This window comes from Sphingomonas sp. CROZ-RG-20F-R02-07 (assembly GCF_022662335.1).
GTDB lineage: Bacteria > Pseudomonadota > Alphaproteobacteria > Sphingomonadales > Sphingomonadaceae > Sphingomonas.
Genome location: NZ_JAKNQJ010000014.1, coordinates 18,152 through 31,818, shown reverse-complemented (window position 1 = coordinate 31,818; position 13,667 = coordinate 18,152). Strand labels below are relative to the sequence as shown.

Below are 13,667 nucleotides of genomic sequence, written 5' to 3'. Positions count from 1 at the left end.
GATCAGCCCTCCGTCACTTCGAGGCCCATCGCGCGGGCGCTGCCTTCGATGATCTTGGTCGCGGCCTCGATATCGTTGGCGTTCAGGTCCTTCATCTTGGCCTGGGCGATCTCGCTCAGCTTGCTGCGCGCGATCGTGCCCGCCGACACCTTGCCCGGCTCCTTGGAGCCCGACTTCAGGCCGGCGGCCTGCTTGATGAGGAACGAGGCCGGCGGCGACTTCGTCTCGAACGAAAAGCTGCGATCGGCATAGACCGTGATCCGCGTGGGGATCGGCGTTCCCTTGGTCAGCTCGGTGGTGCTCGCGTTGAACGCCTTGCAGAACTCCATGATGTTCACGCCGCGCTGACCCAGTGCGGGGCCGATCGGCGGTGCTGGCTTGGCGTCGCCGGCCGGCACCTGGAGGTTGATGTAACCCGTAATCTTCTTTGCCATGTCACTCTCTTTCGAGGGGCGATGCCCCGATCAAGTCGAGCGGTTCGAACGGGCATGCCGACGGCACGCCCTCCCGCGATGTTTTTCCGTCAGCGTCTGCTTGGGAAGCGGCGGCCGATAGCCGAACGGCGGGCGGCTGTAAAGCCGCCCGCCGTTCGATTGGGGGTACGCCTGCTGACCTGACCGCTCAGGCCGCGCCTTACTTGCTGCGCTCGACCTGCTCGAATTCGAGCTCGACCGGGGTGGCACGACCGAAGATGCTGACCGAAACCTTCACGCGGCTGCGGTCGAAATCAAGTTCCTCCACGGTGCCGTTGAAGCTCGCGAACGGGCCGTCGAGCACCTTCACGGCGTCGCCGATCTCGTAATCCACCTTCACCTTGTGCTTGGGTGCGGCGGCCGCCTCTTCCTTGGAATTCAGCATCCGCGCGGCTTCGGCTTCGCTGATCGCCTGTGGCTTGCCCATGCTGCCGAGAAAGCCCGTCACCTTGGGTGTGTTCTTCACCAGGTGATAGACATCGTCGTTCATGTTCAGCTTGGCGAGCACATAGCCCGGCATGAACTTGCGCTCGACCGCGATCTTCTTGCCGCGACGGGCCTCGGTGATCGTTTCGGTGGGCACTTCGATCTGCTCGACCAGCTGGTCGAGGCCGAGCCGCGTCGCGTCGGCCATGATCTGGTCGCGAACCTTGCCTTCGAAACCCGAATAGGCGTGAATGATGTACCAGCGCGCCATGGGAACCTTTTCTACTGGGCCAGCTTGAGCAGCGCGGCGACGATCGCTTCGAAGATCGTGTCCACACCGAGGAAGAACACGGCCAGGATCGTCGTCATCACGACAACCATCACGCCGGTCATCACCGTCTCGCGCCGCGTCGGCCAGACGACCTTCGCGGTTTCGGCGCGAACCTGCTGGATGAATTCGAGGGGTGTCGTCTTCGCCACGTGTCTGTGAGCCCGCCAAACGGATGAGGATATCGAGGCATGGAACCCCGCCCCGCCGCCCTCTTGGGCGGAGGCGCTAGGCCGTCCTCGCTATCGGATGGTTTGCGCATCTAGCTTCGCACGCCAGGGAAGGCAAGGGGGTGCGGAGCGCCGGCAGCGGCGGTGGCAGGGGAGCTCGGACTCGAACCGAGGGCCTTCGGTTTTGGAGACCGACGCTCTAACCAACTGAGCTACACCCCTGTGCGGGGCTGCCCATAACGCCGGACGATGCCGCGGGCAATATGAAAGACTAGCGTTTCGCCTGCGAATCGATCATCGGGCGATCATGCCACGTTCTTTCTTGCTCGCCGTCCTGGCGCTTCCCCTGGCCGCCCTGCTGGCCGGCGCCGACACCCCGGCCGCGAGCCCCGATTTCGGCCCGATGCTGGAGCGTTTCACCTATCCCTGGCCCGTCCAGACGATGACCGTCGACGTGGTGGGGGCGCCAGTGCAGATGGCGTTCATGGATGTCGCGGCGGCACGGCCGAACGGCCGCACCGTCGTGCTGCTGCACGGCAAGAATTTCTGCGGCGCCACCTGGGAGCATAGCGTCCGCTCGCTCACCGATGCGGGCTACCGGGTGATCGTGCCCGACCAGCTGGGCTTCTGCAAATCGTCCAAGCCGCGGGCGGCGCAATACAGCTTCGAACTGCTGGCGACGCTTACCCACCGGCTGCTCGAATCGCGGGGGGTGACGCGCGCCACGATCGTCGGCCATTCGTTCGGCGGCATGCTCGCGATGCGCTACGCCATCCTCTTTCCGGATTCGGTCGAGCGACTCGTGCTCGTCAACCCGCTCGGGCTGAAGGACCGTTCGGAAGAGGGGCTGCCCTATGTCGATGTCGACACGCTCTGGGCGGGCGAGCGCCGGACGAGCTATGCCTCCATCAAGGCGTATCAGCAGGAGAATTACTATCACGGCACCTGGAAGCCGGCCTATGATCGCTGGGTGTGGATGCTGGCCGGCATGTATGCGGGTGCCGGACGCGACATGGTGGCGCTGGCCCAGGCGAAAACCAGCGAGATGGTGAAGACGCAGCCGGTCGCGCACGAGCTCGGCCGGATCGCGCCGCCCACCACGTTGCTGATCGGTACGCTCGACCGCACCGCGTTCGGGCGCGCGCAGACACCGCCGACGCTCCGGCGTTTCCTACTGGCCATCCCGTTGATCGCGCCCGATGCGGCGCGGCAGATGAAGAACGCCGTCGTCATGCCGCTCGACGGACTGGGCCATGCGCCTCAGGTCGAGGATCCCGCGCGGTTCGATGCCGCGCTGCTCGGCGTGCTGAAGGGGCGCCAGGGACGATAGGGCAGGGGGCGTATCCGGCCATTGTCGTTGGCCGCGACCGGTGCGGGGGGCGGCATGAGCGTCGCACCTGCCGCGATCAACGCCAGCGTGGCGTAGACGGGTCGGCCGTCGATCGCGAGAACGAGCGCCGCGACGACCGCCATGCCCAGCGCGGGTCGCCGCTCGACAATCGCGATTCCGATGGGCAGGACAAGGAGGGGCGCCATCGCGGGCGCGAGCAGCGCCAAGGCCAGACTGGCGCGCAGTGCATAGCGCGAATCGGGTGGCGACGCGGGCTTCGCGACGATGGTCGCGGTCAGCCAGGCGAGCGTTCCCGCCAGCAGGGCGACCAGCAGCGCGAACACGCTTCGGCCACCGTCCGGCGCCTGTGCGGCGAGGGGCCAGAGGCCGATCGCCGGCGATCGCGCGCCGGTTGCCACAAAGCCGCTTATGGCGATCAGCGCCCCGAGCGGTATGGCCATGGTGGACAGGGTGTCAGGCTGGCGCGTTATGCCGCGCTCGCCACCCATCGCACATGCGATCGTCCGGCCGCGCTTCGAAGCGGTGATCGGCAGCGGACGAGGATAGGGGATGCGCATGGCGATCCCTCTGCACGCCGCCGGGTTGCGAGGCGGTTAAGCCGATGCCGCGCCAGTTGACCGATCGGGACGGCATGCGTATAGGCGCGCCCTGTTCGACGGGACCGTTCCCGCCAGACATGCATGAACATTGCTGGATGCATTCCAGGGCTTGAGGGAGTCGAACGACGCCCGATGGTCCTTTTTGTATTCTCAGGCGCCGCGTGGCTCCAGCAAAGTAACCAATGGAAAGGTGAAGGCTTCAATGCCGACGATCAACCAGCTGGTCCGCAAGGGCCGCGAACCGCAGAAGGCCAAGTCCAAGGTCCCTGCGATGGAGCAGAACCCGCAGAAGCGCGGCGTTTGCACCCGTGTCTATACGACGACGCCGAAGAAGCCGAACTCGGCGCTGCGCAAGGTGGCCAAGGTCCGCCTGACGAACCAGCGCGAAGTCATCAGCTACATCCCGGGCGAGGGCCACAATCTTCAGGAGCACTCGGTGGTCCTGATCCGTGGCGGCCGTGTCCGCGATCTTCCCGGCGTCCGCTACCACGTCCTGCGCGGCGTGCTCGATACACAGGGTGTGAAGGACCGGCGCCAGTCGCGTTCCAAGTACGGTGCGAAGCGGCCCAAGTAAGCCGCTCCCGTTCTTCCAGCTGATTTGAAAGGTTAGCCCAGCATGGCTCGTCGTCGTCGTCCCGAAAAGCGGGAAATCCTGCCTGATCCCCGTTTTGGTGATGAGGTTCTCTCCAAGTTCATGAACTCCGTCATGTATGACGGCAAGAAGTCGGTCGCCGAACTGATCGTCTATGGTGCGATGGAAACCGTCGAGACCCGCGCCAAGCGCGAGCCGCTCGGCGTGTTCCACGACGCGCTGAACAACATCAAGCCCGGCATCGAGGTCCGCTCGCGTCGCGTCGGCGGTGCCACCTATCAGGTGCCCGTCGAGGTGCGTCCCGAGCGCGCCCAGGCGCTGGCGATCCGCTGGCTGATCTCGGCGGCGCGTGCCCGCAGCGAGAACACGATGGCCGCACGGCTGTCGGGCGAGCTGATGGACGCCGCCAACAACCGCGGCAACGCGGTGAAGAAGCGCGAAGACACGCACCGCATGGCGGAAGCGAACCGCGCCTTCTCGCACTACCGCTGGTAACCGGGCCGCTGGTGGCTTTTCACCGGTAGCTTAACCACCTATATATTGGGGAGCCGGCCGTCAGGCCTGCTCCCCATATCTTCAAGGAAGCACGATCATGGCCCGCAGCCATCCGCTCGACCGTTACCGCAATATCGGCATCATGGCACATATCGATGCCGGCAAGACGACGACGACCGAGCGAATCCTGTATTACACCGGCAAGTCCTACAAGATCGGCGAAGTGCACGAAGGCACCGCGACGATGGACTGGATGGAGCAGGAGCAGGAGCGCGGGATCACCATCACGTCGGCTGCGACCACCTGCAAGTGGCGCGCCGAAGAGGGTAAGGGCGAAGAGCACCTCATCAACATCATCGACACGCCCGGACACGTCGACTTCACGATCGAGGTCGAGCGATCGCTGCGCGTGCTCGATGGTGCGGTCGCCTGTTTCGACGGCGTCGCCGGCGTCGAGCCCCAGTCGGAGACGGTGTGGCGTCAGGCCGACAAGTATGGCGTTCCGCGGATGTGCTTCATCAACAAGCTCGATCGCACCGGTGCCGATTTCTACTTCTGCGTGAATTCGATCATCGAGCGCCTGGGCGCGCGGCCGGCGGTGCTGTATCTGCCGATCGGCATCGAGGGCGGCTTCAAGGGTCTCGTCGATCTCGTCGAGAATCGTGCGATCATCTGGCTCGAAGAGAGCCTCGGCGCGAAGTTCGAATTCCAGGACATCCCGGCGGACATGGCCGACAAGGCCGCCAAGTATCGCAGCGACCTGATCGAAATGGCCGTCGAGCAGGACGATGCCCTGATGGAGGCCTATCTCGAAGGCAATGAGCCGAGCGTCGCGGACCTGAAGAAGCTGATCCGCAAGGGTACGCTCAGCATGGCGTTCGTGCCGGTGGTGTGCGGCTCCGCGTTCAAGAACAAGGGCGTCCAGCCCCTGCTCGACGCCGTGGTCGACTATCTGCCGAGCCCGCTCGACGTTCCCGCGATCCAGGGTCTGAAGCTCGACGGCGTCACGCCGGACGAGCGTCCCTCGTCGGACGACGTGCCGTTCTCGGCGCTGGCGTTCAAGATCATGAACGATCCCTTCGTCGGCACGCTGACCTTTGCGCGCATCTATTCGGGCAAGCTGGAGACGGCGAGCCAGGTGACCAACTCGGTCAAGGACAAGAAGGAAAAGGTCGGTCGCATGCTGCTGATGCATGCGAACAGCCGCGAGGACATCCAGGAGGCATTCGCCGGCGACATCGTCGCGCTGGCGGGTCTCAAGGACACGACCACGGGCGACACGCTTTGCGCGATGAACGCGCCGATCATCCTAGAGCGCATGGAATTCCCGGAGCCCGTGATCGAGCTCTCGGTCGAGCCCAAGACCAAGGCCGACCAAGAGAAGATGGGCGTCGCGCTCAATCGTCTCGCCCGCGAGGATCCGTCGTTTCGCGTGTCGTCGGATGCCGAATCCGGTCAGACCATCATCAAGGGGATGGGCGAGCTCCACCTCGAGATCCTGGTCGACCGCATGAAGCGCGAGTTCAAGGTCGAGGCGAACGTCGGCGCGCCGCAGGTCGCGTATCGCGAGTATCTGAAGAAGCCGGTGGACGTCGACTACACCCACAAGAAGCAGTCGGGCGGCACGGGCCAGTTCGGCCGCGTGAAGGTCAAGGTCACGCCGGGCGAGCGCGGTTCGGGCATCATCTTCAAGGACGAGATCAAGGGCGGCAATATTCCGAAGGAGTATCTGCCGGCGATCGAGAAGGGCTTCCGCGAAACCGCGGCGACCGGTTCGCTGGTCGGCTTCCCGATCATCGACTTCGAGATCGTGCTGTATGACGGCGCCTATCACGACGTCGACTCGTCTGCGCTGGCGTTCGAAATCTGCGCGCGTGGCGCGATGCGTGAAGTGGCGCAGAAGTCGGGCATCACGTTGCTCGAGCCGGTCATGAAGGTCGAGGTCGTCACTCCGGAGGATTATCTGGGCGACGTCATCGGCGACATGAACAGCCGCCGCGGCCAGATCCAGGGTACTGATAGCCGCGGTAACGCGCAGACGGTCGAGGCGATGGTGCCGCTGGCCAACATGTTCGGCTATGTGAACTCGCTCCGCTCGTTCACCCAGGGGCGCGCGCAATATTCGATGCAGTTCTCGCATTACGACGAAGTCCCGCAGAACGTGGCGGACGAGGTCAAGGCGAAGCTGGCGTAAGCTCAGGGCGATCGGGGCCGAGGCGACTCAGTCCCGATCCGTCCAAAGCCGCCCTTCACGGCAAAATCGCGAAGGGCTGGCGTTCCCCATCATCACCCGCTATTGGGCCGCGTTCGCGTGAGCCCCTAAGCGGCACCGACATTCGACTCAGAAGGTAGGACATCATGGCCAAGGCAAAATTCGAGCGGAACAAGCCGCACCTCAACATCGGCACGATCGGCCACGTCGATCATGGCAAGACCTCGCTGACGGCCGCTATCACCAAGGTGCTGGCCGAGACGACCGGCGGCACCGCCGTTGATTTCGCCAACATCGACAAGGCGCCGGAAGAGCGCGAGCGCGGCATCACGATCTCGACCGCACACGTCGAGTATGAGACGACCGCGCGTCACTATGCGCACGTCGATTGCCCGGGCCACGCCGATTACGTGAAGAACATGATCACCGGCGCCGCGCAGATGGACGGCGCGATCCTGGTCGTGTCGGCCACCGATGGCCCGATGCCGCAGACCCGCGAGCACATCCTCCTCGCCCGCCAGGTCGGCGTGCCGGCGATGGTCGTGTTCATGAACAAGGTCGATCTGGTCGACGACGAAGAAATCCTCGAGCTGGTCGAGCTGGAAATCCGCGAGCTGCTCAGCTCGTACGACTTCCCGGGCGACGATATTCCGATCGTTAAGGGTTCGGCCACCTGCGCGCTCTCGGGTTCGAACGACACGTTCGGCAAGGAAGCCGTGCTCGAGCTGATGAAGCAGGTCGACGAGTACATCCCCCAGCCCGAGCGTCCGCTCGACAAGCCGTTCATGATGCCGATCGAGGACGTGTTCTCGATTTCGGGTCGCGGCACGGTCGTCACCGGCCGCGTCGAGACCGGCATCGTCAAGGTCGGCGAGGAAGTCGAGATCGTCGGTATCCACCCGACCGTCCGCAAGACCACGGTCACGGGCGTCGAGATGTTCCGCAAGCTGCTCGATCAGGGCCAGGCCGGCGATAACGTCGGCGCACTGATCCGCGGCGTCGCCCGTGACGAGGTCGAGCGGGGCCAGGTGCTCTGCAAGCCCGGCACGATCAAGCCGCACACCGACTTCCAGTCGGAAGTGTACGTGCTGTCGAAGGACGAGGGTGGCCGTCACACGCCGTTCTTCGCCAACTATCGTCCGCAGTTCTACTTCCGCACCACGGACGTCACGGGCACGGTCGAGCTGCCCGAGGGCACCGAGATGGTGATGCCGGGCGACAACGTCGCACTCGGCATCAAGCTGATCGCGCCGATCGCCATGGACGTGGGCCAGCGCTTCACGATCCGCGAAGGCGGTCGTACCGTCGGCGCAGGGGTTGTCAGCGGCATTTCCAAGTAATATAGGCGCAAGCCTGTCGGGGGGTCGGCATCGGGCAACCGGTGTCGACCCTTCGCTTTTAATGTAAGCATCACGAGTTTCTGGCTCCTTCGTCGTCGGCATCGCCGATCGGGGAGGCGCCCGCTCTTTCGCATCGGTAGGGATCCATGGACAGCAACATCCGCATTCGTCTGAAGGCGTTCGATCATCGCGTGCTCGATCAGGCGACCGGCGACATCGCCGACACCGCCCGTCGCACGGGTGCCCTTATCCGCGGTCCGATCCCGCTGCCCACGCGCATCGAGAAGTTCACGGTCAACCGTGGCCCGCACATCGACAAGAAGTCGCGCGAGCAGTTCGAGGTCCGTACCTACAAGCGCATGCTCGACATCGTCCAGCCGACCCCGCAGACCGTGGACGCGCTCATGAAGCTCGACCTCGCCGCGGGCGTTGACGTCGAGATCAAGCTCGCCTAAAGGGCTGTGACGCGCTGCGGTCGACTCCGGTCCCGCGGCGCTGTGGCATTTTAGAGATACCGCCGGCGCTCGTCGCCGGGGCAGCGTCTCCCGTCATGTTTCTGAACTTCCCGGTGTCCGGGAAATTGGAGGCAACCAGCCCGGGACGGGGGCACGCTTCGCATTTCCGGGCTGGACGGGCATCATCGGATCGGTCCGGTGGCGCCCGGCACGCATGTCGCAATCCCGCGATGTGCCTCTGTGAGGAGTGTGGATCATGCGCACCGGCGTGATCGCGAAGAAGATGGGGATGACCCGCCTGTTCCAGGACGACGGTCGGCACGTGCCGGTCACCGTTCTGCAGCTCGATGGCGTGCAGGTCGTTTCCGTTCGCGAAGAAGATCGTGACGGCTATACCGCCGTTCAGCTTGGCGCAGGCAGCGCCAAAGCCAAGAACCTATCGAAGCCGCAGCGCGGCCATTTCGGCAAGGCCGAAGTCGAGCCCAAGGCGATCATGGCCGAATTCCGCGTCGACGCGGACGGCCTGCTCGCGGTCGGTGCCGAGATTTCGGCGGCGCATTATGTCGCCGGTCAGCTCGTCGACATTCAGGGCCGGACGCAGGGCAAGGGCTTCCAGGGTGGCATGAAGCGTTGGGGCTTCGGCGGTCTGCGCGCGACGCACGGCGTGTCGGTATCGCACCGTTCGCTCGGTTCGACCGGTCAGCGCCAGGATCCCGGCAAGGTCTTCAAGAACAAGAAGATGGCCGGTCATATGGGCGACAAGAACCGTACCCAGCAGAATCTCGAGATAGTCTCGACCGACGTCGAGCGCGGCCTGTTGTTCGTCAAGGGCTCGGTTCCCGGCTCCAAGGGCGGTTGGCTGATCGTCAAGGATGCGGTGAAGGTCGCGCGTCACGCCGACGCGCCGTTCCCCGCCGGCCTTCGCGATCCGCGCCACGCCAATGAAGAGCATGTGATCGCCGCTGTCGAAGGTGACGCGGTTCATGAGCTCGCGCCGCTGCCGAGCGCCGAAGAGGTCGAGGCCGGTGTCGCCGCTGCCGACGCTGCGGGCGCCGGCATGGTCGACCCGGGCAGTATCCCCCCGGCCGACAACGGCCCCACCACCGGCCAGGAGGGCTGATCGTCGTGAAGATTCAATCCAAGTCCTTCTCGGGCGGCAACGGCACCGAGATCGAGCTCAACGACGAGGTCTTCGGCCTCGATCCGCGCGCCGACATCCTGCACCGCGTCGTCACCTGGCAGCTCGAAAAGCGCCGCGAGACGGCCCGCGGCACGCGCGAGCGTTCCGACGTCGCACGGACCGGCAAGCGTTTCGGTCGGCAGAAGGGTGGCGGTACCGCCCGTCACGGCGATCGCCGCGCCCCGATCTTTATCGGCGGTGGTAAGGCGCACGGCGCGCGTGTCCGCGACTTCAACCCGTCGCTGAACAAGAAGGTCCGTGCGCTCGGCCTGAAGATGGCGCTCAGCAGCCATGCGAAGGCCGGCACGCTGGTCGTCATGGATAGCCTGGGCGTCGCCGAGAACAAGACCAAGACGCTGATGGCGGATTGGGCACAGCTTGGCTTCGGCAAGACCGCGCTCGTCATCGACGGCGACATGGTTGAAACGAGCTTCGCGCTGGCCGCGGGCAACCTGCACACGATCAACGTGATGCCGGCGGCCGGTGCCAATGTGTACGACATTCTGAAGCATGACACGCTGGTGCTGACGCGCGCCGCGGTCGAGAAGCTGGAGGCCCGCTTCCATGGCTAAGCCGCAAAAGGCGATCGACGTCCGTCACTATGACGTGATCGTCGCACCGCACATCACCGAGAAGGCGACGCTGCTCAGCGAGCACAACGCCGTCGTGTTCCGCGTCCACAACGACGCGACCAAGCCGCAGATCAAGGCTGCCGTCGAGGCTCTCTTCGACGTCACCGTGACGGGCGTGAACACGATCGTCCAGAAGGGCAAGACGAAGAAGTGGAAGGGCGCGAACTACACGCGCTCCGACATGAAGAAGGCGATCGTCACGCTCAAGGACGGCCAGTCCATCGACGTTACGACGGGGATCTGAGGGTCATGGCACTCAAGCATTACAATCCGACCAGCCCGGCGCGCCGCGGCCTCATCCTCGTCGACAAGTCGTCGCTGTGGAAGGGCAGGCCCGTCAAGGCGCTGACCGAAGGCAAGCGCAAGACCGGCGGCCGCAACAACAAGGGCCATGTGACCAGCCGCGGCATCGCGGGCGGCCACAAGCAGCGCTACCGCTATATCGACTTCAAACGTCGCAAGTGGGACAGCGAAGGCACCGTCGAGCGGCTGGAATATGATCCCAACCGCACCGCGTTCATCGCGCTGGTCAGCTACACCGATGGCGAGCAGGCCTATATCATCGCGCCGCAGCGGCTTGCCGTCGGCGACAAGGTGATCGCCGGCAAGAAGACCGACGTGAAGCCGGGCAACGCCATGGAGCTGGGCCAGATGCCCGTCGGCACCATCGTCCACAATGTGGAGATGAAGCCGATGAAGGGTGGCCAGATCGCGCGTTCGGCCGGCACCTATGTGCAGGTCGTGGGCCGCGATCGCGGTATGGTGATCGTCCGCCTCAACTCGGGCGAGCAGCGCTACATCCACAGCGAGTGCATGGCGACGGTGGGCGCGGTGTCGAACCCCGACAACCAGAACCAGAACCTCGGCAAGGCGGGACGTTCGCGCTGGATGGGCATCCGTCCGCTGACGCGCGGCGTCGCCAAGAACCCGGTCGACCATCCGCATGGCGGTGGTGAAGGCCGCACCTCGGGCGGCCGTCATCCGGTCACGCCGTGGGGCAAGCCGACGAAGGGTGCGCGCACCCGTCACAACAAGTCGACCGACAAGATGATCATCCGGTCGCGTCACGCGAAGAAGAAGGGCTAAACGAATGGCTCGTTCCGTCTGGAAGGGTCCGTTCGTGGACCTCCACCTGCTCAAGAAGGCAGAAACCGCGCAGGACACCAACGCGCGCGCGCCGATCAAGACCTGGTCGCGCCGCTCGACGATCCTGCCGACCTTCGTCGGGCTCACGTTCAACGTCTATAACGGTCGCAAGTTCGTGCCGGTCTCGGTCAACGAGGACATGGTGGGAATGAAGCTCGGCGAGTTCGCGCCCACGCGCTACTTCCCCGGCCACGCCGCCGACAAGAAGGGCAAGCGCTGATGAGCAAGCAAGCAAGCCCGCGCAAGGTCGGCGACAAGGAAGCCTTGTCGGTGGGCACGCAGATCCGCGGTTCGGCGCAGAAGCTGAACCTGGTCGCGGCAATGATCCGCAACAAGCCGGTCGGCGATGCGCTGAACATTCTCCAGTTCTCGACCAAGGCCATGGCCGTGGACGTGCGCAAGGTGCTCGCCTCGGCGATCGCCAACGCGGAGAACAACCACAATCTCGACGTCGACGCGCTCGTCGTCGCCGAGGCCTCGGTAGGCAAGGGCATCGTCATGAAGCGCTTCGCGACCCGCGGCCGCGGCAAGTCGACGCGCATCCTGAAGCCGTTCAGCCGCGTCCGCATCGTCGTGCGCGAGCAGGAAGAGGAAGCGTAATGGGTCAGAAGAGCAATCCGATCGGGCTTCGGCTGCAGATCAACCGCACCTGGGACAGCCGCTGGTTCGCCGAGGGCGCCGATTATGGCCGCCTGCTGCTGGAGGATCTGAAGATCCGCCAGTTCATCATGAAGTCGCTGCCGCAGGCCGCGATCTCCAAGGTGGTGATCGAGCGTCCGGCCAAGCTGGCGCGCATCTCGATCTTCGCCGCGCGCCCCGGTGTCATCATCGGCAAGAAGGGTGCGGACATCGAGAAGCTGCGCTCGACGATCGGCAAGATGACGGCTTCGACCGTGTCGCTGAACATCGTCGAGATCCGCAAGCCCGAGGTCGACGCCAAGCTCGTCGCGCAGGGCATCGCGGATCAGCTGGAGCGCCGTATCGCGTTCCGCCGTGCGATGAAGCGTGCGGTCCAATCCGCGCTGCGCCTCGGTGCCGAGGGCATCCGCGTCGCTTGCGGGGGGCGTCTCGGCGGTGCGGAAATCGCCCGCTCCGAGAGCTATCGCGAGGGCCGGGTGCCGCTGCACACGTTGCGCGCGAACATCGATTATGCCGAGGCCACCGCGCACACCTCCTATGGGGTTTGCGGCGTCAAGGTCTGGGTCTTCAAGGGCGAGATCCTCGGCCATGACCCGATGTCGCAGGACCGGCTCATGATGGAGGCACAGACCTCCGGCGTGCGTCCGCCGCGCGACGACCGTCGCTAACTGGCGCCGCTAAGGGGCAGGAACAGACATGCTACAACCGAAAAAGACCAAGTTCCGTAAGGCGTTCAAAGGACGCATTCACGGCGACGCCAAGGGCGGCACCAGCCTGAACTTCGGCTCCTACGGGCTGAAGGCGATGGAGCCGGACCGGATCACCGCACGTCAGATCGAGGCGGCCCGCCGCGCGATCACGCGCCACATCAAGCGCCAGGGGCGTTTGTGGATCCGGATCTTCCCGGACGTTCCGGTCTCGTCGAAGCCGGCCGAAGTCCGCATGGGCAAGGGCAAGGGTTCTCCGGAATTCTGGGCCGCACGCGTGAAGCCGGGCCGGATTCTGTTCGAGCTCGACGGCGTCGAGGGCAAGATCGCGGCGGAGGCGTTCGAGCGGGCGGCGATGAAGCTGCCGATCAAGGTAAAGGTGATCGCCCGTCTCGGCGACACCTCGCATCTGGGAGGCGAGTGACATCATGGCTCGTATCGACGACATGAAGACGAAGAGCGACGACCAGCTGTCGGAGTCGCTTGGCCAGCTGAAGCGCGAGCAGTTCAACCTGCGCTTCCAGGCCGCCACGAACCAGCTCGAAAAGCCGAGTCGCGTTCGTGAAGTCCGCCGCGACATCGCGCGCATCAAGACATTGCAGGCTCAGCGCACCAGCGCTGACGCTGCCAAGTAAGGACGAGAGACATGCCGAAGCGCGTGCTGACCGGGGTGATCGTCTCGGACAAGACCGACAAGACGGTGGTTGTGAACGTCGAGCGCAAGGTTCGCCATGCGCTTTACGGCAAGATCATCCGCCGTTCGAAGAAGTATCATGCCCATGACGAGGGCAACGAATTCAAGCAGGGCGAAACGGTGCGGATCGAAGAGACCGCGCCGATCTCCAAGCTGAAGACGTGGAAGGTGATCGAGCGGGTGAACACCCACGCGACGCCGGAACGGGCTTCGGCCGAGGGCTGAAGC

Annotated in this window: 20 protein-coding genes and 1 tRNA gene; 16 read left to right on the top strand and 5 right to left on the bottom strand. The window is 64.7% G+C overall.

Features of this window, described 5'->3' with window-relative positions; genetic code table 11:
* Nucleotides 1-2: 2 nt before the first annotated feature.
* The 4 genes from rplK to L8H00_RS15965 form a co-directional block, all read right to left on the bottom strand.
* Nucleotides 3-434, bottom strand: a complete 432-nt coding sequence (gene rplK, locus L8H00_RS15980; protein ID WP_242098300.1) for a 50S ribosomal protein L11 — start codon at nucleotides 432-434, stop codon at nucleotides 3-5.
* Between the two features lie 199 nt (nucleotides 435-633).
* A complete protein-coding gene (nusG, locus tag L8H00_RS15975) occupies nucleotides 634-1,170 on the bottom strand; it encodes a transcription termination/antitermination protein NusG (RefSeq protein ID WP_242098299.1) in 537 nt (178 codons plus the stop codon).
* 11 nt (nucleotides 1,171-1,181) lie between these two features.
* Nucleotides 1,182-1,379, bottom strand: a complete 198-nt coding sequence (gene secE / locus L8H00_RS15970; RefSeq protein ID WP_242098298.1) for a preprotein translocase subunit SecE — start codon at nucleotides 1,377-1,379, stop codon at nucleotides 1,182-1,184.
* Between the two features lie 163 nt (nucleotides 1,380-1,542).
* Nucleotides 1,543-1,619: transfer RNA gene (locus L8H00_RS15965), tRNA-Trp, on the bottom strand.
* Nucleotides 1,620-1,704: 85 nt separating this feature from the next.
* Here L8H00_RS15965 and L8H00_RS15960 point away from each other — a divergent pair.
* Nucleotides 1,705-2,727, top strand: a complete 1,023-nt coding sequence (locus L8H00_RS15960; RefSeq protein WP_242098297.1) for an alpha/beta hydrolase — start codon at nucleotides 1,705-1,707, stop codon at nucleotides 2,725-2,727.
* Here L8H00_RS15960 and L8H00_RS15955 read toward each other — a convergent pair.
* On the bottom strand, nucleotides 2,658-3,305 hold the full coding sequence (locus L8H00_RS15955) for a hypothetical protein (protein ID WP_242098296.1): 648 nt from the start codon (nucleotides 3,303-3,305) through the stop codon (nucleotides 2,658-2,660). The genes L8H00_RS15960 and L8H00_RS15955 overlap by 70 nt on opposite strands.
* A gap of 244 nt (nucleotides 3,306-3,549) precedes the next feature.
* Here L8H00_RS15955 and rpsL point away from each other — a divergent pair, with 244 nt between their 5' ends.
* The 15 genes from rpsL (at nucleotide 3,550) to rpsQ (ending at nucleotide 13,664) form a co-directional block, all read left to right on the top strand.
* A complete protein-coding gene (gene rpsL, locus L8H00_RS15950; RefSeq protein WP_029936467.1) occupies nucleotides 3,550-3,921 on the top strand; it encodes a 30S ribosomal protein S12 in 372 nt (123 codons plus the stop codon).
* A 42-nt stretch (nucleotides 3,922-3,963) separates the two neighbouring features.
* Nucleotides 3,964-4,434 (top strand): 30S ribosomal protein S7, encoded by a 471-nt coding sequence (gene rpsG / locus L8H00_RS15945; RefSeq protein WP_242098295.1) that lies wholly within the window; start codon nucleotides 3,964-3,966, stop codon nucleotides 4,432-4,434.
* Between the two features lie 97 nt (nucleotides 4,435-4,531).
* Entirely contained in the window at nucleotides 4,532-6,628 is a 2,097-nt protein-coding gene (gene fusA, locus L8H00_RS15940; protein WP_242098294.1) for an elongation factor G, read from the top strand.
* A 164-nt stretch (nucleotides 6,629-6,792) separates the two neighbouring features.
* Nucleotides 6,793-7,986, top strand: a complete 1,194-nt coding sequence (tuf, locus tag L8H00_RS15935) for an elongation factor Tu (RefSeq protein WP_242098293.1) — start codon at nucleotides 6,793-6,795, stop codon at nucleotides 7,984-7,986.
* 146 nt (nucleotides 7,987-8,132) lie between these two features.
* Entirely contained in the window at nucleotides 8,133-8,441 is a 309-nt protein-coding gene (gene rpsJ / locus L8H00_RS15930) for a 30S ribosomal protein S10 (protein ID WP_007406109.1), read from the top strand.
* Nucleotides 8,442-8,697: 256 nt separating this feature from the next.
* Nucleotides 8,698-9,561, top strand: coding sequence for a 50S ribosomal protein L3 (gene rplC, locus L8H00_RS15925; protein WP_242098292.1), 864 nt, complete (start codon nucleotides 8,698-8,700; stop codon nucleotides 9,559-9,561).
* Between the two features lie 5 nt (nucleotides 9,562-9,566).
* The gene (rplD, locus tag L8H00_RS15920) at nucleotides 9,567-10,193 is read left to right on the top strand and encodes a 50S ribosomal protein L4 (RefSeq protein ID WP_242098291.1); all 627 of its coding nucleotides are present in this window, start codon (nucleotides 9,567-9,569) and stop codon (nucleotides 10,191-10,193) included.
* Entirely contained in the window at nucleotides 10,186-10,497 is a 312-nt protein-coding gene (locus L8H00_RS15915) for a 50S ribosomal protein L23 (protein ID WP_242098290.1), read from the top strand. The genes rplD and L8H00_RS15915 overlap by 8 nt, the downstream gene beginning before the upstream one ends.
* A gap of 5 nt (nucleotides 10,498-10,502) precedes the next feature.
* Nucleotides 10,503-11,339: a 50S ribosomal protein L2 gene (rplB, locus tag L8H00_RS15910; protein WP_242098289.1), complete on the top strand. Its 837-nt coding sequence runs from the start codon at nucleotides 10,503-10,505 to the stop codon at nucleotides 11,337-11,339.
* Nucleotides 11,340-11,343: 4 nt separating this feature from the next.
* Nucleotides 11,344-11,619 carry a 30S ribosomal protein S19 gene (gene rpsS, locus L8H00_RS15905; RefSeq protein WP_242098288.1) on the top strand — a complete coding sequence of 92 codons (276 nt, stop codon included), beginning with the start codon at nucleotides 11,344-11,346 and terminating at the stop codon, nucleotides 11,617-11,619.
* On the top strand, nucleotides 11,619-11,999 hold the full coding sequence (gene rplV / locus L8H00_RS15900) for a 50S ribosomal protein L22 (protein ID WP_242098287.1): 381 nt from the start codon (nucleotides 11,619-11,621) through the stop codon (nucleotides 11,997-11,999). Before rpsS ends, rplV begins: the two co-directional genes overlap by 1 nt.
* Complete coding sequence (rpsC, locus tag L8H00_RS15895) at nucleotides 11,999-12,706, top strand: 30S ribosomal protein S3 (RefSeq protein WP_242098286.1); 708 nt, start codon at nucleotides 11,999-12,001, stop codon at nucleotides 12,704-12,706. The genes rplV and rpsC overlap by 1 nt, the downstream gene beginning before the upstream one ends.
* 28 nt (nucleotides 12,707-12,734) lie before the next feature.
* Complete coding sequence (gene rplP / locus L8H00_RS15890; protein WP_242098285.1) at nucleotides 12,735-13,169, top strand: 50S ribosomal protein L16; 435 nt, start codon at nucleotides 12,735-12,737, stop codon at nucleotides 13,167-13,169.
* A 4-nt stretch (nucleotides 13,170-13,173) separates the two neighbouring features.
* Nucleotides 13,174-13,380 carry a 50S ribosomal protein L29 gene (gene rpmC, locus L8H00_RS15885; RefSeq protein WP_276589085.1) on the top strand — a complete coding sequence of 69 codons (207 nt, stop codon included), beginning with the start codon at nucleotides 13,174-13,176 and terminating at the stop codon, nucleotides 13,378-13,380.
* Between the two features lie 11 nt (nucleotides 13,381-13,391).
* Entirely contained in the window at nucleotides 13,392-13,664 is a 273-nt protein-coding gene (rpsQ, locus tag L8H00_RS15880; RefSeq protein WP_242098284.1) for a 30S ribosomal protein S17, read from the top strand.
* The last annotated feature ends 3 nt before the right edge of the window (nucleotides 13,665-13,667 follow it).

Coding starts and splice junctions, on each gene's coding strand:
- rplK (WP_242098300.1), bottom strand. CDS start 434: ATGGCAAAGAAGATTACGGGTTACATCAACCTCCAGGTGCCGGCCGGC.
- nusG (WP_242098299.1), bottom strand. CDS start 1,170: ATGGCGCGCTGGTACATCATTCACGCCTATTCGGGTTTCGAAGGCAAG.
- L8H00_RS15960 (WP_242098297.1), top strand. CDS start 1,705: ATGCCACGTTCTTTCTTGCTCGCCGTCCTGGCGCTTCCCCTGGCCGCC.
- L8H00_RS15955 (WP_242098296.1), bottom strand. CDS start 3,305: ATGCGCATCCCCTATCCTCGTCCGCTGCCGATCACCGCTTCGAAGCGC.
- rpsL (WP_029936467.1), top strand. CDS start 3,550: ATGCCGACGATCAACCAGCTGGTCCGCAAGGGCCGCGAACCGCAGAAG.
- rpsG (WP_242098295.1), top strand. CDS start 3,964: ATGGCTCGTCGTCGTCGTCCCGAAAAGCGGGAAATCCTGCCTGATCCC.
- fusA (WP_242098294.1), top strand. CDS start 4,532: ATGGCCCGCAGCCATCCGCTCGACCGTTACCGCAATATCGGCATCATG.
- tuf (WP_242098293.1), top strand. CDS start 6,793: ATGGCCAAGGCAAAATTCGAGCGGAACAAGCCGCACCTCAACATCGGC.
- rpsJ (WP_007406109.1), top strand. CDS start 8,133: ATGGACAGCAACATCCGCATTCGTCTGAAGGCGTTCGATCATCGCGTG.
- rplC (WP_242098292.1), top strand. CDS start 8,698: ATGCGCACCGGCGTGATCGCGAAGAAGATGGGGATGACCCGCCTGTTC.
- L8H00_RS15915 (WP_242098290.1), top strand. CDS start 10,186: ATGGCTAAGCCGCAAAAGGCGATCGACGTCCGTCACTATGACGTGATC.
- rplB (WP_242098289.1), top strand. CDS start 10,503: ATGGCACTCAAGCATTACAATCCGACCAGCCCGGCGCGCCGCGGCCTC.
- rpsS (WP_242098288.1), top strand. CDS start 11,344: ATGGCTCGTTCCGTCTGGAAGGGTCCGTTCGTGGACCTCCACCTGCTC.
- rplV (WP_242098287.1), top strand. CDS start 11,619: ATGAGCAAGCAAGCAAGCCCGCGCAAGGTCGGCGACAAGGAAGCCTTG.
- rpsC (WP_242098286.1), top strand. CDS start 11,999: ATGGGTCAGAAGAGCAATCCGATCGGGCTTCGGCTGCAGATCAACCGC.
- rplP (WP_242098285.1), top strand. CDS start 12,735: ATGCTACAACCGAAAAAGACCAAGTTCCGTAAGGCGTTCAAAGGACGC.
- rpmC (WP_276589085.1), top strand. CDS start 13,174: ATGGCTCGTATCGACGACATGAAGACGAAGAGCGACGACCAGCTGTCG.
- rpsQ (WP_242098284.1), top strand. CDS start 13,392: ATGCCGAAGCGCGTGCTGACCGGGGTGATCGTCTCGGACAAGACCGAC.